Raw genomic sequence first — 26,534 nt, forward strand, 5'->3', positions numbered from 1 at the left:
ACGCCGGCCATGCCGCTGTCCTTTCCGCCGCTCGCGCTTTACATCCACCTGCCGTGGTGCGTGCGCAAGTGCCCCTACTGCGACTTCAACTCGCACGTGCGCCCGGACACGCTGCCGGAAGACGAGACCGTGGCCGCACTGCTGGCCGATCTCGAAGTCGACCTGCCGCGCGTCTGGGGCCGGGCCGTCCATTCGATCTTCTTCGGCGGCGGCACGCCGAGCCTGTTCTCCGCCGCATCGATCGGCGCCATCCTCGACGGCGTGTCGGCCCGGGTCCGGCTGGCGCCGGACGCGGAGATCACCCTGGAAGCCAATCCCGGCACGGTCGAGCACGACCGCTTCGAGGCCTATCGCGCGGCCGGCGTCAACCGGATCAGCCTCGGGGTGCAGAGTTTCGATGACGCGAAGCTCGACGTGCTGGGGCGGATCCACGGCGGTGCGGAGGCGCGGCGTGCGATCGACGCGGTGGCCTCGGCGGGCTTCGACAATTTCAATCTCGACCTGATGTGGGCGCTGCCCGGCCAGGACGTCGACGGCATGCTCGCCGACCTCGACGCCGCGCTGGCGTTCCGCCCCCCGCACCTGTCGCACTACCAGCTGACGCTGGAGCCGAACACGGTGTTTGCCAAGCACCCGCCGCCGCTGCCGGACGAGGACACGGTCTGGGCGATGCAGGACGCCGCGGCCGAGCGGCTGGACGGCGCGGGCTACGCCAACTACGAGATCTCGGCCTGGGCGAAACAGGGCCGACAGGGCCGTCACAACCTCAACTACTGGCGCTTCGGCGACTACCTGGGCATCGGTGCCGGGGCCTCGGGCAAGATCACGCTGCCGGCCGAGGACGCGGTGCTGCGCACGCGGCGCAGGAAGATGCCCGAATCGTGGCTGCGTTCGGCGGCAACCGGGGCATTCATCGCCGAGAGTGCGCCGGTGGCGGCCGAAGACCTGGTCTTCGAGTTCATGCTCAACCGCGTGCGCCTGGCCGAGCCGATTCCGCTGGACGAGTTCCGCGCCCGCACCGGACTGGACGAGGCCGCGCTGAAGCCCGGTCTCGACCGGGCGATCGGTGCCGGCCTGCTGGTCCGGGAGGGCGACGCGCTGGTTCGCACGGCGCGCGGGGCGCAGTACCTCAACGACCTGCAGGCGATGTTCCTGCCCGAACCTTCTGTCAGGACCTAGAGCCGGCCCCGCTCAGCCGCCGGCGCCGAAGCGCGCGGCGAGCCGCAGCCAATAGCTGGTGCCGAGCAGGCGGTAGGTGGCGACGTCCGTGTTGGCCTCGTCGGCGTTGGCCAGGAACGGCGGGCGGACATCGGTCAGGTTGTCGATGCCCGCACCGAGCTGCCAGCTTCCGAAGTCGTATTCGGCGAACAGATCGTGGTACAGCACGCTGCCGGCGCGGTTGACCGTGCCCGGGAAGACTTCGCCGCCGCGTTCCTCGATGGCGTCGATCCACTGGGCGCGATAGCCGAGCTGCAGGTCACCGCGGCGCCAGTCCAGGTGGTAGCGGCCGCGCCACTCGGGAATCGCGCCGAAGCGATCCGGGTCGTAGCCGCCGGCGCCGAACAGCGGGTCGGCGCCGGGGAACGCGACCAGGCGGCGTTCGTGGACGTAGGACAGCAGCACGCGCTGGCCGAGGCGGCCGTCGAGCGCGTCGACGGTCCAGTCGGCTTCGAAATCGATGCCGCGGGTCTCTTCGCGGGCCAGGTTCTGCAGCCGTGCGCCGATCGAGGTCAGTGCGCCGCCGGGCGCGCGCTCGATGGCGTCGCAGAACACCGCCGCACCGGTCGCCAGGCACTGGCCCAGGACGGTCTCGGCGCCGAGCGCGCCGATGCCGTCGTCGATCGTGATGTCGTAGAGGTCCAGGCGCAGGTTGGCGTCGTCGAGGCCGGGCACGCGCCACGCCGCACCGACGGTCCGGATCGTGGCCTGCTCGGGCGCGAGGCCGGGGTTGCCGCCGGACAACTGCGGCGTCTCCTCGCCGGTCTGGTCGAAGCTGCCGTCGGCCGGCACGCCCTGGGCGATGCAGCGCTCGATTTCCTGGGGCGTGCGCTCGTCGAAGCGGGCGCAGGGGTCGATCACGATCGGGTTGGACTGGCTGAGCGCGCCGAACAGCTCGCCGATGTTGGGTGCGCGGAACGCTTCGGAATACTGCGCCGAGACGGTCAGCCGGTCCGTGGCCCGCCACGCGGCGCCGACCTCGAATACCGCGTCGGTGCCGAAGTTCGAGAAGTGCACGCCGCGAATGCCGAGGTCCAGCTCGAGGTCCGGGGTGACCGGCACGCCGAACTCGAGGTAGGCCTCGATCGCGTCGAACTCACCGCGCGTGGCGCCGCGCGCCGCCCCCGTGGTGTTGCCGGCCTGCGTGCGCGGGTCGGGGCTCTCGGCCCCGCGTTCCTCGCGGTACTGGAAGCCCGCCGCGGCGGCCAGGGGCCCGGCCGGCAGGAACGCGAGGTCGCCGGCCAGGTTCAGTTCGGCCACGCGCTGCTCGTTGAAGCCTGTATCGCGCAGGTCGGCGCCGGCCCAGGCCAGCATCGCCGGGGTGATCGAACCCGGACCGCCGAACAGGTTCAACGGCACGCAGTCGGGAACCGGGTCGTCGATCGTGCCGCAGGTCGGTGTGCCGTCGGGATCGATGAACGACGGGCCCAGCGCCGGACGGAGGCGATCGTCGAGCAGGTCGCCGGTCTGGCGCTGGTCGGTCTCGTTGCGGCCCCAGGCCAGGTGCGCGTCCCAGCGCCACGGACCGACCGGCAGGTCGATCCAGCCCTCGAGGCCGGCGGCGATCCGCCGCGCGTCGTTGTCCTGCTCGAAGCGGCGCGGACCGGCTTCGACCAGTCGGCGGCGGACGTCGACGAGTGTCTCGCCGAAGGGGTTGTAGACGTTGTCCGCGGCGACCGTGACGTCGGATTCGCGCGTGGTGAAGAAGGGCAGGGGCGCGAGTTGCGCGCTGGATTCGCGCCGATGCGCCAGGGCCTCGACCCAGCCCTGCATGCCGCCTTCGAAGGTCCAGCGGCCGCTGCCGAACAGGGTGGTCCGGGTCGAGGCCTGGACCAGGTCCTCGAAGGGATTGAAGTTGAAGCGGTCGGCGTCGGTGAAGGGGCGGAAATCGTCGATCGCGTCGCCGTCCCGTCCGTCGATCAGCGTGAAGCGCCCGAAGGATGTGCGGAACTGGCCCGCCGGGGGCGCCGAGGAGCCGTCGAACACCCGCCGGTTGTCCGGGCCGTCAAGCGTCAGGCGGGTCGACGAGAAACCGCGGTCGCCTTTCGACACCGCCGGTTGGTCCACCACCTCGAGTCCGGCGGTCCAGCCGCCGCTCTGGTTGCGACCGACGCCCTGGCGACCGATCAGCACGCTGGCCTGGAACGTCTCGCCGTCGCCGCGCTCGGTGACCCGGCCCTGCGCGTTCAGTTCCAGTCCGTCGAAGCGCTCGCGGGTCAGGACGTTGACGACGCCGGCGACGGCGTCGGCGCCGTACTCGACCGACGCGCCGGCACGGTAGATCTCCACGGCCTCGATCCACGCGGTCGGGATCATGCCCAGGTCAACCAGGCCCGAGGCGCCGTTGCCGCCCGGCACGAAGCGCCGGCCGTTGACCAGCACCAGCGTGCGTTCCGGTCCGAGGCCTCGAAGCTCCAGCGTCTCGATGCCGCGCGACAGGTCGCCGCCGCTGCCGCGCTGGCTGGTCGCCGTGTTCAGCGGCGAGCCCGTGAACATCGGCAGCTGCTGCAGCAGGTCGCCGAGGCGGACCGCGCCGCTGGCGGTGATGGCGTCGCGGCCGAGCCGGGTCAGCGGCTGGGCGCCGGCGCGAATCTGGCTGCGCACGCGCGAGCCGGTGACCGTGAGTCGGTCGAGCTTGCGCTCGCCGGAGCTTTCAGTGGACGGTTCGGTGGACGGTTCGGTCGTAGCGTCGATCGACGTTGCGGACGACGGTGCAGACGACGGTTCGACGGCATCCGCCGGGTCCGCGATCTCGTCCTGGGCCAGCAGCAGCGCGCCCGGCACGAGCAGCACGGCCAGTGCAGCGCACAGCCTGGTCGGCATCGAATCGGGGTTCATGGCGAAGCGGCTGCGCGGATCAGTGCTTGAAGTGGCGTCGGCCCGTGAACACCATCGCGATGCCGTGGCGATCGGCGGCCTCGATGACTTCGGCGTCGCGCTTCGAACCGCCGGGCTGGACGATCGCCCGGACGCCGGCCTCGGCCGCGGTCTCGACGCCGTCGGCGAAGGGGAAGAACGCGTCGGAGGCGAGCACCGCGCCGTCGATCGTCAGGCCCTGTTCGGCCGCCTTGCGGGTGGCGATCCTCGACGAGTCGACGCGGCTCATCTGGCCGGCGCCGATGCCGATCGTGGCCTCGTCGCGGGCCAGCACGATGGCGTTGGAGCGAACGACGGCGACGGTCGCCCAGGCGAACTCGAGGTCACGCCACTCGTCGTCGTCCGGCGCGCGCTTCGTGACCACGTCCATGGCGTCCCGGTCCCAGGTCACCCGGTCCAGGGTCTGGGCCAGCCAGCCGCCGTCGATGCGGCGCAGCTCGTAGCGCCCGCGGTCGTTCCGCGCGACGCTGGGCGAAAGCAGGCGGAGATTCTTCTTCGCCGAGAGCACGTCGAGGGCGGCGGGGTCGAAGCCGGGGGCGAGGACGACTTCGGCGAACTGGCCGGCGACCGCCTCGGCCGTGGCCCGGTCCAGCGTGTGGTTGAAGGCGAGAATGCCGCCGAAGGCCGAGGTCGGGTCGCAGGCCAGGGCCTTGCGGTAGGCGGCTTCCAGCGTTTCGCCGCGGGCCGCGCCGCAGGGATTGGTGTGCTTGATGATGACGCAGGCCGGCGGGCCTTCCTCGAACCGCCCGAGCAGGCCGACGGCGGACCAGGCCGCGTCGGCGTCGAGCAGGTTGTTGTAGGACAGCGGCTTGCCCTGCAGCGGCGTCGCTCCGGCCAGGCCGCGCGGCTCGGTTTCGCGCTCGCGGTACAGGCCGGCGGCCTGGTGCGGATTCTCGCCGTAGCGCAGGGCGGCGGCGCGATCCAGGTTCAGGCTCAGGCGCGGCGGCAGCGCGTCGTCGGCGGGCGCTTCATTGTCTGCTTTATCGTCCGCTTCGTCGTCCGCGCCGTCGGTCCGGGCCGCCAGCCACTCGCTGATCTGGCCGTCGTACTTCGCCGTGTGGGCGAACGCCCGCGTCGCCAGGCGCTTGCGGAGGGCCTCCGACGGTGCGTCGGGCAGGGCCTCGATCACGGCGCGGTAGTCGGCCGGATCGCACAGCACCGTGACCCGGTCGTGGTTCTTGGCCGCGGCGCGCAGCAGCGTGGGGCCGCCGATGTCGATGTTCTCGATCGCGTCGGTCCAGCCGCAGTCGGGCTTCGCGACCGTTTCAGCGAACGGATAGAGGTTGACCGCGACCAGGTCGATCGGCGGGATGGCGTGCTCGGCCGCGACCGCGTCGTCGACGCCGTCGCGGGCCAGGATGCCGCCGTGGACCTTCGGATGCAGGGTCTTGACCCGCCCGCCCATGATCTCGGGAAACCCGGTGTAGCCGGAGACGTCGACGACCTCCAGGCCGGCGTCGCGGAGCGTGCGCGCCGAGCCGCCGGTGGACAGCAGCTCGACGCCGGCTTCGGCCAGCGCTTCGGCCAGTTCGACCAGGCCTGTCTTGTCCGAAACGCTGAGCAGCGCCCGCCGGATCGGCCGCGCGGAGGTGCTCATGAGCGGCGGCTCACAGGCCGTAGCGCTTGATGCGCGTGCGCAGCGTGGAGCGGGTGACGCCGAGAATGTCCGCGGCCTTCGACTGGTTGCCGCCCGTGTGCTCCAGCACCGTCTCGACCAGCGGTCGCTCGACTTCGCGAATGATCCTGTCGTGGAGGTCGTTGGGCGGGGTCTGACCCATGTCGTCGAGGTACTGCTTGACGGAGCGGGCGACCACCTCGCGTAGGCAAGGCGACTTCGTTTCGGTCTTGGTGGCGGACATTCGGTGTTCCAGGAATCGGGCCGCGCGGCCTTGCGAAAAAAAGGGCCGCAAAGCGTACCACAGCAATTCTTCCGGGCTGGTGGGAATCTACCGGGTAATACGCGATCGGGCCGCAATCCGTGTCATTTCACCGCGACGCCGGCGAGGCAGGCCCGGCGCTCGCTCAGTGGAACGCCATGCTGAAGCCGGCCGGGGTCGAGCCCTCGACGACCATTTCGAGGACCACGGGAAGGCGCACGTTCGGTGCCAAGGTGCCGTCCGGATCGGCGGTCGGGTCGAGGTACTGGTCGGGTTCGAGAAGCTTCTGGCCGATCACCTGCTGACTGGCGTCGTACAGGCGCAGATCGATCCGCGGCCAGGCCACCGGTCGGTTCGAGCGGTTGATCAGCACCGCGCTGACGATCACCGCGTCGCTCAGCGTGGGGTGGCGGTGAAGGTCACGCGAGACCAGTTCGATGGCTGCACCGGGTTCGGCCGTCGGCGGTTCGCCGAGACCCAGCGCTTCCGGCGGCACGCGCCAGCCTTCGGGGCCGAACAGCTGGAGGCCGATCGACAGCACCGCGACCGCGGCCAGCGACGGCCAGAGGATCCGGGCCCAGCGCGGGGCGGGGTCGGGCGCAAAATCGGGATCGCCGGCCGGGGAGGGGCCCGGGTCGAAGTCCGTCTCGTCGTGCTGCGATTCGTTCGCACGCTCGTCGTCGAGCAGCCCGTCCTGCTCGACGTGCGGGTTCAGCATCGGCGGCATGCCGTCGGCCGGGATCGGGATGCTGCCCTCTCCGGGAATCTCGCGGAACATCGCCGAGAGCGCGTTGATGGTCCGGCCGCAGGCGCCGCAGCGGACCACGCCACCGGCCTGGGCCAGGTCCTCGGGCCGGATCGGCAGAACGGCCTGGCAGTGCTCGCAGCGGGTATACATTTCTCAGGAAACCTTCTCGGTACATGGCCGGATCGACGTTGTCGGCTCGCTCGGAGCGAGCCGGCGCAAGAGACCGCTGGTGCAGTGCGAAGGGCGGATCGTCCGTTCCCCGCGGGTCAGCCGGCGTCTTCGCTGGTCGCGTCGTCGCCGGCCGGATCGGGTGCGGCGGTCGGCTCGGTGCCGGTCAGGCGGCGGAACCGCGCCAGTTCTTCGGCGAGCAGCGGCTCGAGTCCGTCGAGCCGGCGCTGGAGGTTGGCGCGCCGTTGATCGAGTTCGGCCCAGTTGTCGCGCGCCGAACGGATTTCCTCGGCGAGGTGGTCGGGCACGGGACGGCCGTCGCGTTCCAGGGCGGCCGCGTTGGTCAGCCGCTGGTTGAGGCGCGTTCGAGCCTGCTGCATCAATGCGTCGACCGACCCGAGTTCGGCATCCAGCACCTGCCGCTGGGCCTCGATCGAATCGCGGACGGCCTCTTCCGTGGGGTAGGCGGCCAGGAACAGGCGGTCCTGCTGCGCCTCGAGGCGGGCCCGCTGCGCGGCGTCGCGCTCGGCGCGGATCCGGCGTGCCAGCTCGGCCCGCTCCTCGGCGGTCGGGGCACGATCGACGGTCTCTGCGACGCGGCCGTCGGAGGCGATCCGGGCGTGCTCCTGCTGCACCCGCTCGGGCGGCAGGGTCTGGCTGTAATGGGTTTCGCCGTTCTCGTCCACCCACTTGTAGACGTCCTGGGCGAATGCCGGCCACGGCGCGCAGGCCAGGCCCGCGACCAGGCCCGCGACCAGGAGGAACGCGACTCCTTCATTCGATCGTGCGCGATTCGAAGCGTCACGGCGCTCCGCGCGCGCCATGACGAGCACTCGGGCGCGGGTGTGGCTCCCCCGTTCGGCCCCTGTGGTCAGACCCTTCATGATTCCGCCGGCCCTCAGGCCGCTCCGTAGTCCCTTTGGTAATCGAGCATAGCAGAGAGGTCCGCGGACTCCGGCGCATGGCCGGTCGACGACTGGCGAAGTGCGTCAACCAGGTCGGCCAGAGTTGCGATGGCGATCACATCGATCCCCGCTGCTTTCAACTCAGACCCCGCCGATGCGTCGTCGGTTCCGCGTTCCTGGCGGTCGAGCCCGACGGCGAAGGCGACGACCCGGCCGCCGGCGGCCTCGATCGTGCGGCGGGCCTCGGCGAAGGCGGTGCCCGCCGACAGGACGTCGTCGATGACCAGCACGCGGCCGTCCACGGGCGCCCCGACCAGCGTGCCGCCCTCGCCGTGATTCTTGGCTTCCTTGCGGTTGTAGGCCACGGGCAGGTCGATGCCGTGACGGTCGAGCAGCCGCAGCGCGACGGCCGCCGACAGGGGGATGCCCTTGTAGGCCGGCCCGAACAGCACGTCGAACTCGACGCCGCTGGACGCGCAGTGATCGGCGATGGCGTCGGCGTAGCAGTCGGCCAGCCGGGCCAGGCTGCCGCCGGTGCAGAAGCGGCCGGCATTGAAGAAGTACGGGCTGATCCGGCCGGATTTCAGCTCGAAGCGCCCGAAGCGCAGCGCCTCGACCTCCCGGGCCAGCGCGATGAAGTCCTGGGTCCATTCGTTCATGGGCGGCAGTGTACCGCCGCTGCCCCAGAGCGCACCATCCAGCGGCTACCATGGGCGCTGTTTTCCGCCCCGACCCGCTCGATGCGCATCATCAGTCTCAACGCCAACGGCATCCGCGCCGCCCATCGCAAGGGCTTCTTCGACTGGCTGCGTCGCCAGAAGGCCGACGTGGTCTGCATCCAGGAGACCAAGGCCCAGGAATGGCAGCTCGACGACGCCGAGTTTCGCCCCGCCTACATGAACAGCTGCGTGTATCACGACGCGGAAAAGAAGGGCTATTCAGGCGTGGCAATCTATGCCCGCAAGGAGCCCGACCGCGTCCAGGCCGGGATCGGCTGGGAGGCCTTCGATCGCGAGGGTCGCTGGCTGCAGGCGGATTTCGGCAACACCAGTGTGGTGTCCCTGTACCTGCCCTCGGGGACGTCGAAGGACGAGCGCCAGCAGTTCAAGTACGAGTGCATGGACCACCTCAAGCCGAAGCTCGAGGAGTGGGCGAAGTCCGGCCGCGACTGGATTATCTGCGGCGACTGGAACATCGCGCACAAGGAGATCGACCTGAAGAACTGGAAGGCCAACCAGAAGAACTCCGGGTTCCTGCCCGAGGAGCGCGCCTGGATGGACGAGGTGTTCGGCCCGGTCGGCATGCACGACGCCTTCCGCCGCGTCGACCCGCGGCCGGAGCAGTACACCTGGTGGTCCAACCGGGGACGCGCCTGGGACAACAACGTCGGGTGGCGGATTGACTACCACGTGACCAGCCAGGGCCCGGCCGACAGCGCCGGCAGGGCGCGCATCTACAAGGACGTGCGCTTCTCCGACCACGCCCCGCTGATCCTCGATTACGACGCGGATCTCTGAGGCTCGGTCTGTGCCGTTTTCCACGGCTCGGAAAGGCAATCTGTCCACGGATGAACACGGATGAACACGGATAGAAAAGCAAGCACAAGCAAGATGCGGAAGCCGAGTTGCACGCGGGGTCGAGTTGATGGCTTCCTTGTTGGACCCGTTCGATGAGACGGAGTCTCATCAGGCGCTCCACAGATAGCCCGCTGCCGGAGGCAACGACAAGAACAGCATCCGTGCTTTATCTGTGTGCATCCGTGTTCATCTGTGGACGACTGGTTTTTCGTTCGAACCGCTGCCTTCCAATCGGCTGGATCGATGTCGGCTGACGCAATGACGAGGCGGAGCTGGTCCGAGGCGCTGCGGGTCTATTCGCGGCCGTCGGCGATCCGGATGCTGTTCTTCGGCTTCTCGGCCGGCCTGCCGTTCCTGCTGGTGTTCACCACGCTGACCGCGTGGCTGCGCGACTACGAGATCTCGCGCTCGGCGATCGGCTTCTTCGCCTGGATCGGCACCACGTACTCGATCAAGGTGCTGTGGGCGCCGGTGGTCGACCGGGTGGCCCTGCCGGGCCTGACGCGGCTGCTCGGCCAGCGGCGCTCGTGGATGCTGCTGGCCCAGCTCGGCATCGCCACGGGGCTGGCCGCGATGGCGCTGACCGATCCGACCGACAGCCTGACCTCGATCGCCCTGCTGGCGCTGTTCGTCGCGTTCTGCTCGGCCACCCAGGACATCACGATCGACGCGTTCCGGATCGAGTCCGACGCCGACGAGTACCAGGCCGCCCTGGCCGGTACCTACGTCATCGGTTATCGGCTGGCGATCCTGGCCGCCGGCGCCGGTGCGCTGTACATCGCCGACTACTGGAACTGGACCGTGGCCTACCTGACCATGGCGGCCTGCATGGGCGTGGGCATGCTGGCGGTGCTGCTGTCGCGCGAGCCGTCGTCCGCCGACCGCCTCGACATCGAGTCCGATCCGCTGGTCCAGGACTACCGGGCCCGCACGTCGAGCCGAGGCTGGCGCCAGGAGGCGGGGGCGTGGATCGTCGGTTCCATCGTCGCGCCGTTCAAGGACTTCCTGCGCCGCTACGGCTGGCTGGCGCTTCCCCTGTTGGCCCTGATCGGCCTTTACAAGGTCAGCGACCTGTCGATGGCCGCGATGGCCAACCCGCTGTACATCGATCTCGGCTTTTCCTTGTCCGAGATCGCCAGCGTGACCAAGGTCTTCGGCATCGTCATGACGCTCCTGGGGGGCGTGGTCGGCGGCGTGGCCGTGGCCCGCTACGGCATCCTGCCGATGATGCTGGTCGGCGCGCTGCTGGTTGCCGGCACGAACCTGGTGTTCGCGTGGCTGGCGACCGTCGGCTACAGCCTTCCGGCGCTGTTCGTCACGATCGGCGCCGACAACTTCGCCACCGGCTTCTCCGCCACCGTGCTGATCGCCTTCCTGTCCAGCCTGGTCTCGCGCCGCTACACCGCGACCCAGTACGCGCTGTTCAGTTCCTTCATGACCCTGCCGGGCAAGATCATCGGCGGCCCGTCGGGCCTGATCGTCGACAACGCCGGCTACGTGACCTTCTTCATCTACGCCTCGGCGCTGGGCATTCCGGCGATCCTGCTGATCCTGTGGTTGATGCGGCGCAAGGCGCTCGACCCGGCAGGGGATGCATGAGCGAGGTGCTCGTCCGTCCGGCGAGCGGCGCGGACTTCGAGGCGATCCGGACGATCTATGCCGAGGCCGTGTCGAACTCGGCCTCTTCCTTCGAACTGGAACCGCCCTCGGTCGAAGAAATGCGGACGCGGCATCGACGCCTCGTCGACGCCGGCTACCCGTATCTCGTGGCGGTGCTGGATGATCAGCTGGCCGGCTACTGCTACGCCGGACCGTTCCGCGATCGTCCGGCCTATCGCCGGACCGTCGAAAGCTCGGTCTACGTATCGAGCGCGTTCCGTCGGCGCGGCGTTGCGCGATTGCTCATGGAGCGATTGATCGAGGAATGCGCAACACGCGGTTTCCGTCAGATGATCGCGGTCATCGGCGGCAAGCGGAACGCAGCTTCGATCGCCCTGCACGAAGTGCTGGGCTTCGCGCACGTCGGCGTGCTGCGCGACGTCGGCCGGAAGTTCGGCGCATGGCAGGACGTCACCCTGATGCAACGATTGCTCTGACCGACGGGCACCGGCGCTCACTGAAGCAGGCCCTCCACGACGACCCGGCCGCGGTCGCTGGAGCGCGAGCCGGGCCGGTCAGAGCTCCTGGTCCGCGTCCGGACTGAGCAGGTTCTCGCGCTCGGCCTCGTTCGACTCGACGATCACGCGCTTCTCGATCGTGTCGTCGACCGACACGTCGGACGTGTCCGCATCGGATGCGCCGCTCGACGACGTTGTCTCGTCGGTTGCGGCCCGGGACGGCGAAGCGTCCGCTGCGCCAGCCGCGTCGACCCGATCGACGATCCGCAGGCGATAGACCGGCTCCGGCATCACGATGCCGGCCTCGTCGAAGGCTTCCTTGACCCGGCGGATCGCTTCGCTGCGCACCTTGACGAAGCTGGTCTCCTCCTGGTCGACCCAGCCGTAGCAGCGCAGGACCACGTTGGAATCGCCGAGCGCCTCGACGATGACCAGCGCGGGCGGTTCCTTCAGGACGCCGGGCGTGGCCTCGAGCGTGTCCAGCGCGACCTGCTGCGCGGGCTTGAGTTCGTGGTCCGTGTCGACCCCGACGTCGAACTCGAAGCGCCGTTCGGGCCTGCGGGTGTAATTGACGATGACCGCCTTGAATACGGTGGCGTTCGGGATCCGCACGTGGTTGCCTTCCGGCGACAGCAGGATGGTGGCGCGCGAGGTCAGCGCGACGACGTTGCCGAGCTGGCCGTCGATATCGACCAGGTCGTTGACGCCGAAGGGGTTGCGGATGCTCAGGAGGATGGAGGCGATGTAGTTCTCGACCGTATCGCGCACGGCGAAGCCCAGCGCCAGGCCGAGGATGCCCGCCGCGCCGAGGATCGTGCCGAGCAGGGCGGTGGCGTCGAGCAGGGCCAGGGCGAGGACCAGGCCGAGGACGATGAACAGCAGGTGCGCGACCTGGCCGAGCAGCTCGGCGATGAACACGTTGGGGCTGAAACGCCGGTAGAGCGCCTGCCGCCCGCCGACCCAGCGCCCGATCAGCCAGAACAGCACGAAGACCACGAGCGCGACGCCGAACAGGGGCAGTCCGGCAAGCAGGGTGCGGAACAGCTCGGCCAGTTCGTTGCCGGTGGACTGCAGCCGATCGTCGAGCGCTCGATTGATCTCCAGCCCGTTCTCCACGTCGACCACGCCCTCGACCTGGCCGGCCAGGCGCTCGGCGCGCGCGCTGGTGGCCTGAGAGTCCACTTCGCCGGCCAGCTCGACCACCCCGGCCGAAACGGACACGGCAACGCCGTCGAGGGCATCGATCTCGGCGTAGATTCCGCGCAGGCGATCGCCGATGCGCTGGTCGATCTGAGGCGTCGATGTCGCCTCGATCGAAGCGGACGCCTCGTCGTTCGGCTCGTCCACCTGGGCCGCGACCGGGAGGCCGGGCAGGACAAGCAGAAGCACGACGAGGGCGATCGCCACCGGCGGTCGCTGCGCCGTTGAACAACGGAGCGTGGAACGAGACACCATCGGCAGTCGCATCATGGGCGGGGTCCTCGCGTACGGCTCGTCATCGGGAGTGGTGCGCAACACGCTAGCAGAACACAACCGCGGAGGCTCGATGGGTGTGTTCGGGACGGTTCGGCGGTGCCGGCGAAAAGGGGCGGAACGGGCCCGATGCCGCTTGTCCGGACGGGCGGCGGGGCGCCGATGCGGAGCCGGTCACACTCCGGCGTGCGGGTCGGGAACCGGTTCGCTCAAGTTCTTGATGCATCTGGAAAAAAGCTGCGCTAGTCTAGATCCCATGCTGGAAGAACTCTCCCAACGCGCCCGATTCCGCCAATGGCTGCAGGCCGTCGCTTCCGGCGAGGTCAGCGAATACCCCGAGCCCTCGGACCTGCCGCGTGACGCGCGGATCATGCTCGAAACCGAGGATTCCGTGCGACGTGAGCTGCGCCAGATGCGCAGCGACGTCGGCGTGCTTCGAACGCGCCTGGCCGAACTGGCCGAGGCCGACGCGGCGCGCTCGGACGAAGAGCTGGTCAAGAAGATCTCGGCGCGGCTGCGCGAGGCGCGGCGCGCCTCGGTCACCGCCGAGCTCAACAGCGTCTCCTCGGCCGGCGAACTCCAGCAGGCCCTCGACGAGAAGCAGGCCGAACTCGACGAAGCGCGCGATCGCATCGCCCAGCTCGAGGCGGAGCTCAAGCAGAACCGCGCCACGCTGGAGCGGGAGCAGGCCAAGCTGCTGCCGGTCGTGCGCTACGCCTATCGGCTGCGCCGCCTGCTGCAGTCGATCTTCGGCGCAGACCAGCTGACCGACCAGCACCGCGCGTCGATCGTCGACCTGCTGAAAGCCGGCGGCGTCCCGGTCGACAGCGACCGGCGGGAAGTCACTCGGAACTGATCGATACCGGCCGGAGCCATCCGGCCGGGGTCGGTAGGGTGCCGGGCCCCACTCGAGAATCGAGATTTCGATGACCACGCTTTCGATCGGCGCGCTGATCGGCACGTCGATCGGCCAGGTCGTCGGGTTGTGCTGTTGATCGTCGCAGCGTTGGTCGTGATTCTGAAGACGATTCGCTTCGTCGCCGTTGCCTGGATCCGAGGTTCGGCGTCCCCGACGAAGGACGCGGGCGCAGACCGCGAAGGCCCTCCCGACCGATCCCGCCGAGACCCGCACACCGGGGCCGACGAGGCCTGGTTCCGCGAACTTTCGAATTCACCTTTCGAGGGGGCGGCCCTGCCCGCGAAGGCCGGATGGGAATTCGGTCCTCGCTTGCAGGGCAAGCTTCCACAGGCCGGGCGGAGAGGGTTCGCTCGCAAGCTCACTCCCACAGGCTCGATGGTTCTGTCACTCCGGCCCGATGGTCCTGATCATCAGCGGGGGCCGGTGTCGTCGGCTCTTCCGGGACCCTGGCTCCTTTTTCCTCGCCACTTCTTCTGGCCCCTTTCCTCTGACTCCAGGGTCTCGCTTGCCCACTCGCCCCGCTGCCCTGCCTGACCAGCGCAGCCACCATAGACATCGCCTATTCATTCAATCCAAACAATTCATTTGCGCAATAGCTCGTTCCGGCGAATACTGCGTGCAACCGGAACGCTTCCGCCGCGGTCTACCGAAGACCGCGGCGCACGTTCCGCCCACGACAGCGAGGAACGAGATCATGGATCAGCAAGCGAAGTGCCCCGTCATGCACGGGAGCCGCACCCTCCAGAAGGCCGGCGGCCGCGGTTCGGTCGACTGGTGGCCGAACCAGCTCAACGTCGGCATCCTCCACCAGCACGACAAGCGCGCCGACCCGATGGGCGGCGACTTCGACTACGCCGAAGCCTTCGGCAAGCTCGACCTGGCCGCGGTGAAAGCCGAACTGGCCGAGGTGATGACCGACTCCAAGGACTGGTGGCCGGCCGACTATGGGCACTACGGCCCGTTCATGATCCGCATGGCCTGGCATGCCGCGGGCACCTACCGCACGGCGGACGGCCGGGGTGGAGCCGCGACCGGAAACCAGCGCTTCGCCCCGCTGAACAGCTGGCCCGACAACGCCAACCTCGACAAGGCTCGGCGCTTGCTGTGGCCGGTCAAGCAGAAGTACGGCAACGCGCTGTCCTGGGCCGACCTGTTCGTGCTGGCCGGCAACGTCGCGCTGGAGACCATGGGGTTCCGGACCTTCGGCTTCGGCGGCGGACGGGAGGACATCTGGGCGCCGGAAGAGGACATCTACTGGGGCGCCGAGGACGAGTGGCTGGGCAACAAGCGTTACGAAGGCGAGCGCCAGCTGGCCTATCCCCTTGCCGCGGTCCAGATGGGCCTGATCTACGTCAACCCGGAAGGCCCGGACGGCAACCCCGACCCGAAGGCCTCGGCGAAGGACATCCGCGAAACCTTCGGACGGATGGCGATGAACGACTACGAGACCGTCGCCCTGACCGCCGGCGGCCACACCTTCGGCAAGGTCCACGGCGCGGCCGGTGCCGAGCACGTCGGTCCCGAGCCCGAAGACGCACCACTGGAGGAGCAGGGCTTCGGCTGGCGGAATTCCTACGGAAAAGGGAAGGGTCGCGACACGATCACCTCCGGGCTGGAAGGCTCGTGGACGCCGAACCCGGCCCAGTGGGACATGGGCTATTTCGACATGCTGTTCGGCTACGAGTGGGAACTCACGAAGAGCCCGGCCGGGGCACACCAGTGGCGGCCGATCGGCCTGGCTGACGAGCACCACGCCCCGGACGTGGAGGACTCGTCGATCAAGGTCGGCATCATGATGACCACTGCCGACATGGCGATGAAGGAAGACCCCGAGTACCGGAAGATCTCGAAGCATTTCCACGAGAACCCGGACGAGTTCGCCGACGCCTTCGCCCGCGCCTGGTTCAAGCTGACCCACCGCGACATGGGGCCGAAGGTTCGTTACCTCGGGCCCGAAGTGCCGGCAGAAGACCTCGTCTGGCAGGACCCGGTGCCGCCGGTGGACCACGAACTGATCGACGAGGCCGACATCGAGACGCTGAAGCAGGCGCTGCTGGAATCGGGCCTGACGACCGCCGAACTGGTGTCGGTGGCCTGGAACGCTGCCTCGAGCTACCGCGATTCCGACAAGCGCGGCGGCGCCAACGGCGCCCGCATCCGTCTGGCGCCGATGAAGGACTGGGAAGCCTACGAGCCGGAAACGCTGGCCAGGGCGTTGAAGGCGTTCGAGGCGATCCGGGACGACTTCAACGGCAGGCAGTCCGGGGGCAGGAAGGTGTCGCTGGCCGACCTGATCGTGCTCGGCGGAACCGCTGCGGTCGAGCACGCCGCGCGGCAGGCCGGCCACGACGTGACCGTGCCCTTCGCGCCGGGTCGCACCGACGCAACGCCGGAACAGACCGATGCCGAGTCCTTCGAGCCGCTGAAGCCCGAGGCCGACGGCTTCCGCAACTACGCGCGGACGAAATTCACCGTGCGCGACGAGGAATTGCTGCTCGACAAGGCCCACCTGCTGGCGCTGACCGCGCCGCAGATGACCGTGCTCGTCGGCGGCCTGCGCGTCCTCGGCGCGAACCACGGCGGCTCGCCTCATGGCGTGTTCACCGAACGTCCCGGGCAGCTGACCAACGACTTCTTCGTTCACCTGACCGACATGGACACGGAATGGCGCGTCAGCGACGAGAACGAAGATGTCTATGTCGGCGTCGATCGCAGGACCGGCGAGCCCCGATGGACCGGCACCCGCGTCGACCTGGTGTTCGGCTCGAACTCCCAGCTGCGCGCCCTGGCCGAGAACTACGCCCAGGACGACGCGAAGGACAAGTTCGTGCGCGACTTCATCTCGGCCTGGACCAAGGTGATGAACGCGGATCGCTTCGACCTGCGCTGATCCGGTTCAACGCAGGGCAAGCACCACCCCGGCTTCTTCGGAGGCCGGGGTTCTTCTTTTGTTCGGTCGGTCCCCGGACCCGGTCAGGATTCTCCTGTGGGAGCGGGCCTCGCCCGCGATGAACTCATCTCGAGATCAGCACCGGCCATCGCTTGCAAGGCAAGCTCCCACAGCATCAGACCCGTAGCCCGGGTACGCGCAGCGCACCCGGGGCCTTTCGAGGTCGGATAAACCCCGGGTGCGCTTTGCTTACCCGGGCTACGAAACCGGGGATCTTCTTGCCGGTCAGCTTCGGTCCCGATGGAGATCCTCCTAAGGAAGCGGGCCTCGACCGCGAAGAAGTGACCTCGAGGTCGGCACCTATTATCGCTTGCAGGGCAAGCGCCCACAGGTCCAGTTCGGATGGATCGGTCGCCAGCTCAATCCTGTTCGGCCAGCCAGTCCTCGATCAGGAACCGCGCGATCGAGTCCCGGCGCGGCAGGCAGACCGGCGAGTCGTCGCCCCAGGTGCCCGCCTCGCGGAGCGCATCGGGGGTGAACCAGCGGGCGTCCTCGAGCTCCTTGTCGTGGCGGACGATCTCGAGCGTACGGGCCGTGGCCCGGAAGCCGAGCATCAGCGACGACGGGAACGGCCAGGGTTGCGAGGCCCGGTAGCGCACATCGCGCACGCCGATGTTGCTTTCCTCCCGCACTTCCCGCGCGACGGCTTCCTCCAGAGATTCGCCGGGCTCGACGAAGCCGGCCAGCGTGGAATAGACGCCGTCCGGCCAGCCCGGTGCGCGACCGAGCAGGCAGCGGGGAACGCCGTCGCCGTGGAGGCCGCCGTCCTCGACCAGCACGATGATCGCCGGGTCGATGCGCGGGAAACTCACGCCGCCGCAGTCGCCGTTGCTGCAGCTTCGCTGCATGCCGGCCTTCCGGTTCTCCGCCTCGGTGCCGCAGCGGCCGCAGTGGCGATGAGTGACATGCCAGTGCGCCATGCCGCGCGCGTAGCTGAGCAGGGCCGCATCCTGGGGCTCGAGCGACGGGCCGATCCGGCGCAGGTCGTGGAAGCGCGCATCGCCGGCCAGGTCGAAGGCCTGTTCTTCGTGGAGCGAGGACAGGTCGGCGGCAAGGATCGGCGCATCGTCGATCTCGCCGAGCAGGATCAGTTCGGCGGCGTGCGCGTGGACATGGGGTGCGGAAACGGAACGCAGCGTGGTCCCGTCGTCGGCGGTCACGAGGTTGCGCCCTCGCCATACGGGCAGCAGCCGCATTCCGGGATGGCCGAGGGCGACCTCGCGCCAGTCGTCCCGGTCGCGCAGTGGCGAGGTCCGCTTCAACCGCAGGCCGGCGTAAGGAAGGACGATGTGGGTGTCGCGTTCGCTCATCGTCCCCCGACTCTACCGCAGGAAGCGACGGAAGCCGGCGTGGGCGAAGAGACCCACGGCGATTGACAGCCGCGCGGCTCCGGCGCAACGTATTTGTAGACCATCGATGACGGGGACGGCTTCGGCATGAATGCGGTGATGCGACTTCGGGATCTGCCCGGTCTCGGTCCGGCATCGGAGGCGATGCTGGTCGAGGCCGGCATCGATACACCGGCGGCTCTGCAGCGCGCCGGGGCCGTGGGGGCCTTCCTGGCCGTCGAGCGCTCGCTCGGGGGCACGAGCCTGAACCTGCTGTACGCATTGGTCGGCGCGATCGAAGGCCGGCCGTGGACGGCCGTCGCACGCGAGGATCGCGAGCGGCTGCTGATGGAACTGGAGGATCGCCGTGAGTTCGAGCGGTTCGTTCCAGGCGTGGAGGGAGAAGCGTGATGAGAAAGAGGTTCCGGACGTTCTGGGCCGGGCTCGTGCTGGCGGGTGCGGCAAGCATCGCGCCGGCCGGCGAGGGAGGCTTCGACGAAACCCGCACCGCGATCGACGGGCAAGCGCCGCCCGCAGCCTCGATCGATGAACTGTCGTGGCTGGCCGGTTCCTGGGTCGGGGAAGGCCTCGGCGGCCGGGCGCGCGAAGTCTATTCGCCGCCGATGGGCGGCGTGATCACCGGGCATTTCGTCTTCCAGCGTGGCGATGCCATGGGCTTCTCGGAAATCCTGTCGATCGCCCCGCTCGGCGACTCGCTGGTCTATCGGTTGAAGCACTTTCATCCGGACCTGACCGGCTGGGAAGAGAAGGACGAGGTCATCGAATTCCCGCTGGTTGCGAAAGAAGGCGATGCCTTCTACTTCGACGGGCTGACGATCCGCAAGGATGGTGAGGACGGCATGGTCGCAGCGGTCCGGATCGATCGGGGCGACGCCGGGGTCTCGGAGGCGGTGTTCCGCTACCGGCGAGAGAACGGTCGGCCACCGACCGTGGCGGATCGCTAACCGGGCAGGGCGGCTTCGCTGCGGACTGCTTCTGGAGTTCGTGCGGCGGTCGCCGTTGTCATCGACCCGTCGGACCTCGCATTGACGCGTGTGTCCGCGCACGTCGATAGTCCCGGTCTCGCCGTGCGCCGGCAACTCGACGCCGAGGTGGTCGTTGGACGATTCCGTGGACGAGCCGAGGTCGTCGAGCGCATCGGGTACCAGGGCGGTGCTGCGCCGCCGGCGAGCCGCGCGTTCCCGGCCCGGCGAAGCTCAGTCGATGTCGTCTAGCGTGACGACGAGGTCGCGGCGCGAGACGTCGACGTCCCAGAACGTGTAGGTATCGCCGTCCTCGTCGACGAGCCGGATATCGAAGATCGGGCTGTTGTAGTTGCGCAGCCAGACCCGGCGACCCTCGCCGTGGGGCAGGATGTCGGCGCCGAGTACGTCCTCTTCCCAGCTCTGCGCATCCGCCGGGCTGACATAGACGAACATGACCGTGTAGCCGGTGTCGTTGGTGATATCGACGTAGTAGTCGGCGGCTTCGGCGCGCCCGGCCAGCAGCGCCAGGAGCAGCAGGAACGGCAGGGCCGCGGTGCGGATCGATGTCATGGGTTCCCTCCTCGACGGGATCGGCCGTCCCGGGCCCGGCGATGGTGCCCGGCCCCCGACCTCGACCCAGTATGGCTACCGGGTCCGACCCGGTCAATCGAGCCGCCGGGCTTCCCCAGTCGGACGAAGGCAGGCCGCCACTCGCGGACCGGTACGACCGCCGATGGGATCGGTGCCGGTATCGTGGAGGCATTCCGGCTGCGTTTCGGCTGCGTTTCGGCGCGATCTCCGGGCCGAATGTGCATTCTCCCCATCAATCATATGCATTCCATTTATCAATTGGACCGGCGTTCTCCAAAGGCGTAGGTTATAGATCAACCTTCGGGTTCACCTTCCAGTGGGAGACAACACCATGCGCAACTTCACCCAATCCCTTGCCGCCCTCGCGGTGGCCGCGTCGCTGGCCCTGCCGGCCACCAACGCAGCGGCCGAGATCGTGCGGGACAACCAGTTCTGGTGGCCGGATCAGCTCGATCTGAGCCCGCTTCGCGACCAGGACGCTTCGTCGAACCCCTACGACGCCGACTTCGACTACGCGTCCGAATTCGCAACGCTCGACCTCGACGAAGTCAAGGCAGACATCCGCGCCGTGCTGACCGATTCGCAGGATTGGTGGCCGGCCGACTGGGGCCACTACGGTCCCTTCTTCATCCGCATGGCCTGGCACTCGGCCGGCACCTACCGGGTGATCGACGGCCGCGGCGGTGCCGGCGGCGGTCAGCTGCGCTTCGACCCGCAGAACAGCTGGCCCGACAACGCCAACCTCGACAAGGCGCGTCGGCTCCTGTGGCCGGTCAAGCAGAAGTACGGCCGCAAGCTGTCCTGGGCCGACCTGATGGTCCTGACCGGCAACGTGTCGATGGAAGACATGGGCTTCGAGACCTTCGGCTTCGCCGGCGGGCGGGAAGACGACTGGGAGCCGGACTTCGTCTACTGGGGCCCGGAAGAGGCCATGCTGGAAGCCGAGCGTCGCGACGACGACGGGCTCCTGCGCGGCCCCGTCGCGGCCACCCAGATGGGCCTGATCTACGTGAACTCCGCCGGTCCGGGCGGTGTGCCCGATCCGGAAGCAGCCGCAGTGGCCATCCGCGAGAGCTTCGGCCGCATGGCGATGGACGATGAAGAAACGCTGGCGCTGATCGCCGGAGGCCACACCTTCGGCAAGGTGCACGGCGCGCGCGACCCGGTCGACTGCGTCGGACCCGAACCGGCCGCCGCCGGCCTCGAGGAGCAGGGCCTGGGCTGGAAGAACGAGTGCGGCACCGGCAACGGGGCCGACACCATCACCTCCGGCCACGAGGGCGCATGGACCCAGCAGCCGACGCGCTGGACCATGCTGTACCTGACCAACCTGCTCGGCTTCGAATGGGAGCTGTCGGAGAGCCCGACCGGCGCCCCGCAGTGGGTGGCCAAGGACGGTGCGCTCGACGGGTCCGTGCCGGAAGTGCAGGCAGGCGCCGGCCGCACGGCGCCGATCATGCTGACCACGGACATCGCCCTGAAGCGCGACCCGGCCTACCGCGAGATCGCCGAGCGCTTCCTGAACAACCCGGACGAGTTCGAGGATGCGTTCGCGCGTGCGTGGTTCAAGCTGACCCACCGAGACATGGGCCCGCGCGCTCGCTACGTCGGCGACGAAGTGCCGATCGAAGTGCTGAGCTGGCAGGACCCGGTGCCCGCGTGGGACGGTGACGTCGTCAGCGACACCCAGGTCGCCGAGCTGAAGGAGACGATCCTCGACTCTGGTCTCACGGTGCCGGAGCTCGTCCGCACGGCCTGGGCCTCGGCCTCGACCTACCGGGCCAGCGACATGCGCGGCGGCGCAAACGGCGCGCGCATCCGCCTCGAGCCGCAGATCGGCTGGGAGGTCAACGACCCGGACGAGCTGACCCGCGTGCTGGGCGTGCTGGAAGACATCCAGCTGGACTTCAACGAGGGCGGCGGTGCCGACATCTCGATGGCCGACCTGATCGTCCTCGGCGGTGCCGCAGCGATCGAGAAGGCCGCGGCCGATGCCGGTCACGACGTCGATGTGCCCTTCGTGCCGGGTCGCGGCGACGCCACGCAGGAGATGACCGAAGTCGACTCCTTCGCCTGGCTGGAGCCGCACGCCGATGCGTTCCGCAACTACTACAGCGACGAGCACTACTTCGCGCCGTTGCCGGCGATGGTCGACAAGGCCGCGCTCCTCGACCTCACCGTGCCGGAAATGACGGCGCTGATCGGCGGCTTGCGTGCCCTGGACGCGAACCGCGCCGGTGCCGAGCATGGCGTGTTCACCGATACGCCGGGCCAGCTGACCAACGATTTCTTCGTCAACGTGCTGAGCATGGACTACGCCTGGGCGAAGTCCGACGACATGGACGGCGTCTACGTCGGCCGCGATCGCGACTCGGGCGAAGTCCTCTGGACCGCCACGCCGATCGACCTGGCCTTCGGTTCGAATTCGGAGCTGCGGGCCGTGTCCGAGGCCTATGCGTCGGCCGATGGTGAAGCCGAGTTCGTTGCCGACTTCATCGCCGCCTGGGTCAAGGTGATGAACGCCGACCGCTTCGATATCGATGAGGAAGCCATGATGGCGAGCAACTGAGCGCCTCCGGGCACTCGAGGACAGGAAACGGCGCCGCCCCGCGGCGCCGTTTTCGTTGCTGCGTCTTCCATTCGCGCCGCTCCGCGTGAACAGCGGGCGCCCCCGATCGACCCGTGCCGGACGGTCATGCTCGACAGCCGTGGCGAATGGCCCATGCGTCGCTGCCGCTCCTCGCGTAGTGTCTTGGCCGAGCCTCCAGCGAGACCGACCATGGCCGACCCCGCTCGATTCTGGGACCGCATCGCCGACAAGTACGCCCGGAGCCCGGTCGGCGACGAGGCTGCCTACCGGAACAAGCTGGCCGAGACGCGGAAGCGCCTCGCGCCGGACATGCGCGTGCTCGAAGTCGGCTGCGGTACCGGATCGACGGCGATCGAACACGCGTCGCACGTCGATCGCATCCATGCCACGGACCTTTCGCCGCGGATGATCGAGATCGCCCGCGAGAAGGCCGGCAGGCTCGGCGTGACCAACATCGACTTCGAGGCGGCATCGCTGGCCGAGGTCGCTGGCCGGGGGAGGCGCTACGACGCCGTCCTGGCGCTGAGCCTTCTGCACCTGGTCGACGATCTCGACGAGGCGCTGGCGTCGATCCGCGACCTGGTCGAGCCGGGCGGGCTGTTCGTGTCGAACACGACATGTCTGGGCGACGGCATGAACTGGTTGCGCCCGATTCTCGCGGTCGGCCGATGGATCGGAAAGGTGCCGCCGGTCGCCTTTCTCAGGACACATGACCTGGTCCGACGCGTCCGGGCGTCGGGGTTCGAGATCGAGCACGAGTACCGCCCCGCGAGCGGCAAGGGACGCGTGGTGTTCCTGATCGCACGCCGCGTGGACTCCGACCGGTGAGGCTTGCAACGGTCATCCCGTCGCTGCTGTCATCCGACCTCGCGCGCACGACCGACTTCTACCGGCGACTGGGGTTCGAACGCACGGGAACGTACCCGGACCCGCTATCGCCCTCGTGGATCGAACTGGCTCGCGGCGACGTCGTCTTCCAGTTCTACCGCGAGCCGCCGATCGGCACACCGGAAGGCCCGGTCTTCAGCGGTACGCTCTACATCGCCTGCAGCGATGTCGACACGTTGGCCGGTCAGCTGCAGGGAAAGGTGGACTTTGAATGGGGTCCGGAGACGATGGACTACGGCCAGCGCGAATTCGCCGTGCGCGACCCGGACGGTTATCGACTCGCTTTCGCTCAGCTGGATCGTTCGCCGGACTGAGCGACCTTCCTCTAGCCGGAGCCCCGACGCTGGCCCTCGACCGATCCGCTGCGCTATCCTCGGCGCCAGATCGATTTCCGGGATATCACCATGCGTTTCTTCATCGTTGTGTTGATTGCGGTCCTGATGGCCCTGCCTGCAGCGACCCGGTCCGCCGTCGCCGATGACCAGGCGGAACTCGAACACCGATTGCGCACGTTCCTGGCCGGCGCCAACGAGCGTCCGGCGCACGAATCGTTCTGGGCCGACGACCTGATCTACACCAGTTCGGCGGGCGAGCGCTTCGGCAAGGCCGACATCCTGGCCGGCTTCGACGAGAAGCAACCGGCCGACGCATTCGATCCCGCCCCGCCTGCCTACGGTGCCGAGGACGTGACCGTCCGCGTGATGGAGGACATCGCGGTCGTGACCTTCCGGCTGACCGCCCACCTCGACGGGGAACGGATCGGCGAATACTTCAACACCGGGGTCTTCCGCAACGACGACGGCGAATGGAAGGCGTTCACCTGGCAGGCCACGCGGATTCCCGACGGCGACTGAATCCGTGTCGACGATCGACCGGGCCGACCGGGTATATTCCCGGACATGAACTATCGCTTCGGGCCGTTCGAACTGGATGACTCGACCGGGGCCCTGACCGGGCCCGATGGCCCGATTCCGCTGCGCCGGCAGACCTTCCGCCTGCTCGAGGTCCTGCTTCGACATGCGCCCGCGCTGGTCGATCGCGACACCCTGCTCGACGAGGCCTGGGGGCGGACCGCGCTGTCGGCGAACGTGCTCCCGCAGGCGGTCAGCGAGCTGCGCCAGGCGCTGGGCGATTCCGCGGCCGATCCGAAGGTGATCGAGACGCTGCACCGTCGCGGGTACCGGATATTGCCCGAGGTGGAGCGCGTCGAGCCCGGGCCGGCCGGGAACGCGGCCGCATCGGCGCCGGCTCCACCGCGGTCCGGCCGGATCGGGCCGACTACGATCGCGGTGGTCGTCATAGCCGCCGTCGTTCCGCTGGCGCTGGTGCTGGCCTGGTGGTGGCAGGGCGCCGATCGGCGCTGGGTCGAGAACGAGGTGCTCCCCGCCGTCGAGGCCGAGATCGAAACCGACGTGACCGCCGCCTGGCGTCGCGTGCGCGCCGCGCGCGAACGCGTGCCCGACGATCCGCGTCTCGAGCAACTCTGGCTGGACCTCTCCCTGCCCGTGTCGCTGACCAGCGAGCCCGAGGGTGCGCTGGTCGAGGTGGCGGGCTACGGCTCGGGACCTGCGGACTGGGTCGCGCTCGGAACCACGCCGCTCGAGGAGGTCCGCCTGCCGCTGGCCTCGCTGCGATTCCGGGTCTCGAAGGCCGGCTACGCGACGCGGGTCGTCGCGCCCAACGTGCTGCCGTTCGCCGAGCCGTTCCGGCTGCATGCCGAGGACGAAGCGCCCGAAGGCATGGTCTACGTCTCACCCGGTCCGGTTCGCTACACCAGCGAACGGCGTGAGGTGCCGGGGTTCTGGATCGACCGGTTCGAAGTCACCAACGCCGAGTATCTCGAGTTCATCGAGGACGGCGGCTATGCCGATCCTGCGCTGTGGCCCGAGCGGGTCGAGATCGACGGGGAACCACTCGACCGCGACGAACTGCTCGCACGACTGGTCGACGGCACGGGCATGCAGGGCCCGTCGACCTGGGCGCTCGGCCGCTACCCGGATGGCCGCGACGACCACCCGGTGGACGGAGTCAGCTGGTACGAGGCGGCCGCCTACGCGGCGTGGGCCGGCAAGCAGTTGCCGACCGCGTTCCACTGGTACCGAGCGTCCGGACTCGGCAGTCCGCAGCCGGCGTTGTTCTCCGACGTCCTGGTGGCCAGCAACTTCGGCGACGACGGCACGCGACCGGTCGGTGCGACGGGCGGTCTCGGGCCCTACGGGACCTACGACATGGCCGGCAACGTTCGCGAATGGAGCCGGACCACGGCCGGGACGCGGCGCTACGCGATGGGGGCGGCCTGGAACGAGAACAGCTACCAGTTCGTCGACTGGCAGGTGTTCGAGCCACATGACCGCAGCGCAGGTGCCGGCTTCCGCCTGATCGAGGTCGAGGCACCCGTCGAGGCGCCCTTGCTGACCGACGTGCAGCTCCTTCCGACGCCGAACGAGAAACCGGTCGACGACGCGACCTTCGAGATCTACGCACGGCTCTACGACTACGACGACACCCCGCTGAACGCCGAGGTCGTGGACCTCGACGACCGCCACTCCGACTGGCGGCGGGAGCGGATCGAGTTCGACGCGGCCTACGGCGGCGAGCGGGTCATCCTGGAACTGTTCCTTCCGGCCGACGTCGAGCCCCCGTACCAGACCGTGGTCCATTTCCCGGGCGGCGACGCGCGCCTGCTCGGCAACATCGACGAGGCCGGCCTGCTGCACGTCGAGCCGTTCCTTCGAACCGGACGGGCCGTCGCCTACCCCATCTACCAGGGCACCTTCGAGCGCAGTTCTGCGCCGCCCTCCGGCCCGCTCGGCCTGCGCGACCAGGTGATCGAACAGGTCAAGGATGTCCGGCGTACGATCGACTACCTTGCTACGCGGGAGGACATCGACCTGCAGCGGCTGGCGTTCCACGCCGTCAGCTACGGCGCGAGTCGATCGCCGTTCGTCCTGGCCATCGAGCCCCGGCTGCGGATGGGCATGATCGTATCGACCGGCCTGTCGCCCTCCACGCTGCTTCCGCCGGAAATCCACCAGATCGACTACCTGGACCGCGTCACCCAGCCGGTGCTGTTCGTGACCGGGCGCAACGACCTGACCATGTCCTACGACGAGTTCCAGCGGCCCTTCTTCGAGGCCCTGGCCACGCCCGCCTCCGACAAGCGCCACGTCGCGCTCGATTCCGGCCACCTGCCGCCGGGCTACGACGCGCTCTCGCGGCACCTGGTGCAGTGGATCGACCGCTGGTTCGGCCCGGTCGCCGACGGCCGCTATGCCCAGGTGGTGCCGGCCTCGCCGAACCCGTGACCCTCGCCAAGCCCATG

General features: G+C 68.9%; 22 protein-coding genes. 13 read left to right on the top strand and 9 right to left on the bottom strand.

Features of this window, described 5'->3' with window-relative positions:
* The first annotated feature begins 9 nt into the window (after positions 1-9).
* Entirely contained in the window at positions 10-1,179 is a 1,170-nt protein-coding gene (gene hemW / locus KUV67_08020; GenBank protein ID MBY6204823.1) for a radical SAM family heme chaperone HemW, read from the top strand.
* 12 nt (positions 1,180-1,191) lie between these two features.
* Here hemW and KUV67_08025 read toward each other — a convergent pair whose 3' ends face one another.
* The 6 genes from KUV67_08025 to pyrE form a co-directional block, all read right to left on the bottom strand.
* Positions 1,192-4,041 carry a TonB-dependent receptor gene (locus KUV67_08025; protein MBY6204824.1) on the bottom strand — a complete coding sequence of 950 codons (2,850 nt, stop codon included), beginning with the start codon at positions 4,039-4,041 and terminating at the stop codon, positions 1,192-1,194.
* A 34-nt stretch (positions 4,042-4,075) separates the two neighbouring features.
* Positions 4,076-5,692: a bifunctional phosphoribosylaminoimidazolecarboxamide formyltransferase/IMP cyclohydrolase gene (gene purH / locus KUV67_08030; protein ID MBY6204825.1), complete on the bottom strand. Its 1,617-nt coding sequence runs from the start codon at positions 5,690-5,692 to the stop codon at positions 4,076-4,078.
* A gap of 10 nt (positions 5,693-5,702) precedes the next feature.
* Positions 5,703-5,954, bottom strand: coding sequence for a hypothetical protein (locus KUV67_08035; GenBank protein ID MBY6204826.1), 252 nt, complete (start codon positions 5,952-5,954; stop codon positions 5,703-5,705).
* 163 nt (positions 5,955-6,117) lie between these two features.
* Positions 6,118-6,870 (bottom strand): zinc-ribbon and DUF3426 domain-containing protein, encoded by a 753-nt coding sequence (locus KUV67_08040; protein MBY6204827.1) that lies wholly within the window; start codon positions 6,868-6,870, stop codon positions 6,118-6,120.
* 116 nt (positions 6,871-6,986) lie between these two features.
* Complete coding sequence (locus KUV67_08045; GenBank protein MBY6204828.1) at positions 6,987-7,712, bottom strand: DUF4124 domain-containing protein; 726 nt, start codon at positions 7,710-7,712, stop codon at positions 6,987-6,989.
* A 74-nt stretch (positions 7,713-7,786) separates the two neighbouring features.
* Positions 7,787-8,452, bottom strand: coding sequence for an orotate phosphoribosyltransferase (pyrE, locus tag KUV67_08050; GenBank protein MBY6204829.1), 666 nt, complete (start codon positions 8,450-8,452; stop codon positions 7,787-7,789).
* Positions 8,453-8,533: 81 nt separating this feature from the next.
* On the opposite strand from pyrE, the gene xth reads away from it, so the two are divergent.
* The 3 genes from xth to KUV67_08065 all read left to right on the top strand — a co-directional run bounded on the left by xth (position 8,534) and on the right by KUV67_08065 (position 11,466).
* The gene (gene xth / locus KUV67_08055; protein ID MBY6204830.1) at positions 8,534-9,310 is read left to right on the top strand and encodes an exodeoxyribonuclease III; all 777 of its coding nucleotides are present in this window, start codon (positions 8,534-8,536) and stop codon (positions 9,308-9,310) included.
* A gap of 318 nt (positions 9,311-9,628) precedes the next feature.
* Positions 9,629-10,969 (top strand): MFS transporter, encoded by a 1,341-nt coding sequence (locus KUV67_08060; GenBank protein MBY6204831.1) that lies wholly within the window; start codon positions 9,629-9,631, stop codon positions 10,967-10,969.
* A complete protein-coding gene (locus KUV67_08065; protein MBY6204832.1) occupies positions 10,966-11,466 on the top strand; it encodes a GNAT family N-acetyltransferase in 501 nt (166 codons plus the stop codon). Before KUV67_08060 ends, KUV67_08065 begins: the two co-directional genes overlap by 4 nt.
* A 78-nt stretch (positions 11,467-11,544) precedes the next feature.
* On the opposite strand, the gene KUV67_08070 is transcribed toward KUV67_08065, so the two are convergent.
* A complete protein-coding gene (locus KUV67_08070; protein ID MBY6204833.1) occupies positions 11,545-12,894 on the bottom strand; it encodes a mechanosensitive ion channel in 1,350 nt (449 codons plus the stop codon).
* 322 nt (positions 12,895-13,216) lie between these two features.
* On the opposite strand from KUV67_08070, the gene KUV67_08075 reads away from it, so the two are divergent.
* Entirely contained in the window at positions 13,217-13,816 is a 600-nt protein-coding gene (locus KUV67_08075) for a hypothetical protein (GenBank protein ID MBY6204834.1), read from the top strand.
* 757 nt (positions 13,817-14,573) lie between these two features.
* Positions 14,574-16,769: a catalase/peroxidase HPI gene (gene katG / locus KUV67_08080; protein ID MBY6204835.1), complete on the top strand. Its 2,196-nt coding sequence runs from the start codon at positions 14,574-14,576 to the stop codon at positions 16,767-16,769.
* A 419-nt stretch (positions 16,770-17,188) separates the two neighbouring features.
* Here the strand turns inward: katG (KUV67_08080) and nudC are convergent, their stop codons facing one another.
* On the bottom strand, positions 17,189-18,139 hold the full coding sequence (nudC, locus tag KUV67_08085) for an NAD(+) diphosphatase (protein MBY6204836.1): 951 nt from the start codon (positions 18,137-18,139) through the stop codon (positions 17,189-17,191).
* 138 nt (positions 18,140-18,277) lie between these two features.
* Here nudC and KUV67_08090 point away from each other — a divergent pair, with 138 nt between their 5' ends.
* Both KUV67_08090 and KUV67_08095 read left to right on the top strand, forming a co-directional pair.
* Positions 18,278-18,568, top strand: coding sequence for a TfoX/Sxy family protein (locus KUV67_08090; protein MBY6204837.1), 291 nt, complete (start codon positions 18,278-18,280; stop codon positions 18,566-18,568).
* A complete protein-coding gene (locus tag KUV67_08095; GenBank protein MBY6204838.1) occupies positions 18,568-19,122 on the top strand; it encodes a hypothetical protein in 555 nt (184 codons plus the stop codon). Before KUV67_08090 ends, KUV67_08095 begins: the two co-directional genes overlap by 1 nt.
* Positions 19,123-19,374: 252 nt before the next feature.
* On the opposite strand, the gene KUV67_08100 is transcribed toward KUV67_08095, so the two are convergent.
* Positions 19,375-19,704 (bottom strand): hypothetical protein, encoded by a 330-nt coding sequence (locus KUV67_08100; GenBank protein MBY6204839.1) that lies wholly within the window; start codon positions 19,702-19,704, stop codon positions 19,375-19,377.
* A gap of 361 nt (positions 19,705-20,065) precedes the next feature.
* Here KUV67_08100 and katG (KUV67_08105) point away from each other — a divergent pair, with 361 nt between their 5' ends.
* From katG (KUV67_08105) to KUV67_08125, 5 genes are all read left to right on the top strand, one after another.
* The gene (katG, locus tag KUV67_08105) at positions 20,066-22,303 is read left to right on the top strand and encodes a catalase/peroxidase HPI (GenBank protein MBY6204840.1); all 2,238 of its coding nucleotides are present in this window, start codon (positions 20,066-20,068) and stop codon (positions 22,301-22,303) included.
* Positions 22,304-22,513: 210 nt separating this feature from the next.
* Positions 22,514-23,152, top strand: a complete 639-nt coding sequence (locus tag KUV67_08110) for a class I SAM-dependent methyltransferase (GenBank protein ID MBY6204841.1) — start codon at positions 22,514-22,516, stop codon at positions 23,150-23,152.
* A complete protein-coding gene (locus KUV67_08115) occupies positions 23,149-23,526 on the top strand; it encodes a VOC family protein (protein MBY6204842.1) in 378 nt (125 codons plus the stop codon). The genes KUV67_08110 and KUV67_08115 overlap by 4 nt, the downstream gene beginning before the upstream one ends.
* A gap of 90 nt (positions 23,527-23,616) precedes the next feature.
* The gene (locus KUV67_08120; GenBank protein MBY6204843.1) at positions 23,617-24,066 is read left to right on the top strand and encodes a nuclear transport factor 2 family protein; all 450 of its coding nucleotides are present in this window, start codon (positions 23,617-23,619) and stop codon (positions 24,064-24,066) included.
* A gap of 45 nt (positions 24,067-24,111) precedes the next feature.
* Complete coding sequence (locus KUV67_08125; GenBank protein MBY6204844.1) at positions 24,112-26,517, top strand: SUMF1/EgtB/PvdO family nonheme iron enzyme; 2,406 nt, start codon at positions 24,112-24,114, stop codon at positions 26,515-26,517.
* The last annotated feature ends 17 nt before the right edge of the window (positions 26,518-26,534 follow it).

Source organism: Halomonas denitrificans (assembly GCA_019800895.1).
In the GTDB taxonomy this organism is placed as follows: domain Bacteria; phylum Pseudomonadota; class Gammaproteobacteria; order Xanthomonadales; family Wenzhouxiangellaceae.

Excerpts from the sequence above, each read along its gene's own strand:
- hemW (MBY6204823.1), top strand. The coding sequence starts at position 10 with ATGCCGCTGTCCTTTCCGCCGCTCGCGCTTTACATCCACCTGCCGTGG.
- KUV67_08025 (MBY6204824.1), bottom strand. The coding sequence starts at position 4,041 with ATGCCGACCAGGCTGTGCGCTGCACTGGCCGTGCTGCTCGTGCCGGGC.
- purH (MBY6204825.1), bottom strand. The coding sequence starts at position 5,692 with ATGAGCACCTCCGCGCGGCCGATCCGGCGGGCGCTGCTCAGCGTTTCG.
- KUV67_08035 (MBY6204826.1), bottom strand. The coding sequence starts at position 5,954 with ATGTCCGCCACCAAGACCGAAACGAAGTCGCCTTGCCTACGCGAGGTG.
- KUV67_08040 (MBY6204827.1), bottom strand. The coding sequence starts at position 6,870 with ATGTATACCCGCTGCGAGCACTGCCAGGCCGTTCTGCCGATCCGGCCC.
- KUV67_08045 (MBY6204828.1), bottom strand. The coding sequence starts at position 7,712 with ATGGCGCGCGCGGAGCGCCGTGACGCTTCGAATCGCGCACGATCGAAT.
- pyrE (MBY6204829.1), bottom strand. The coding sequence starts at position 8,452 with ATGAACGAATGGACCCAGGACTTCATCGCGCTGGCCCGGGAGGTCGAG.
- xth (MBY6204830.1), top strand. The coding sequence starts at position 8,534 with ATGCGCATCATCAGTCTCAACGCCAACGGCATCCGCGCCGCCCATCGC.
- KUV67_08060 (MBY6204831.1), top strand. The coding sequence starts at position 9,629 with ATGACGAGGCGGAGCTGGTCCGAGGCGCTGCGGGTCTATTCGCGGCCG.
- KUV67_08065 (MBY6204832.1), top strand. The coding sequence starts at position 10,966 with ATGAGCGAGGTGCTCGTCCGTCCGGCGAGCGGCGCGGACTTCGAGGCG.
- KUV67_08075 (MBY6204834.1), top strand. The coding sequence starts at position 13,217 with ATGCTGGAAGAACTCTCCCAACGCGCCCGATTCCGCCAATGGCTGCAG.
- katG (MBY6204835.1), top strand. The coding sequence starts at position 14,574 with ATGGATCAGCAAGCGAAGTGCCCCGTCATGCACGGGAGCCGCACCCTC.
- nudC (MBY6204836.1), bottom strand. The coding sequence starts at position 18,139 with ATGAGCGAACGCGACACCCACATCGTCCTTCCTTACGCCGGCCTGCGG.
- KUV67_08090 (MBY6204837.1), top strand. The coding sequence starts at position 18,278 with ATGCGACTTCGGGATCTGCCCGGTCTCGGTCCGGCATCGGAGGCGATG.
- KUV67_08095 (MBY6204838.1), top strand. The coding sequence starts at position 18,568 with ATGAGAAAGAGGTTCCGGACGTTCTGGGCCGGGCTCGTGCTGGCGGGT.
- katG (MBY6204840.1), top strand. The coding sequence starts at position 20,066 with ATGCGCAACTTCACCCAATCCCTTGCCGCCCTCGCGGTGGCCGCGTCG.
- KUV67_08110 (MBY6204841.1), top strand. The coding sequence starts at position 22,514 with ATGGCCGACCCCGCTCGATTCTGGGACCGCATCGCCGACAAGTACGCC.
- KUV67_08120 (MBY6204843.1), top strand. The coding sequence starts at position 23,617 with ATGCGTTTCTTCATCGTTGTGTTGATTGCGGTCCTGATGGCCCTGCCT.
- KUV67_08125 (MBY6204844.1), top strand. The coding sequence starts at position 24,112 with ATGAACTATCGCTTCGGGCCGTTCGAACTGGATGACTCGACCGGGGCC.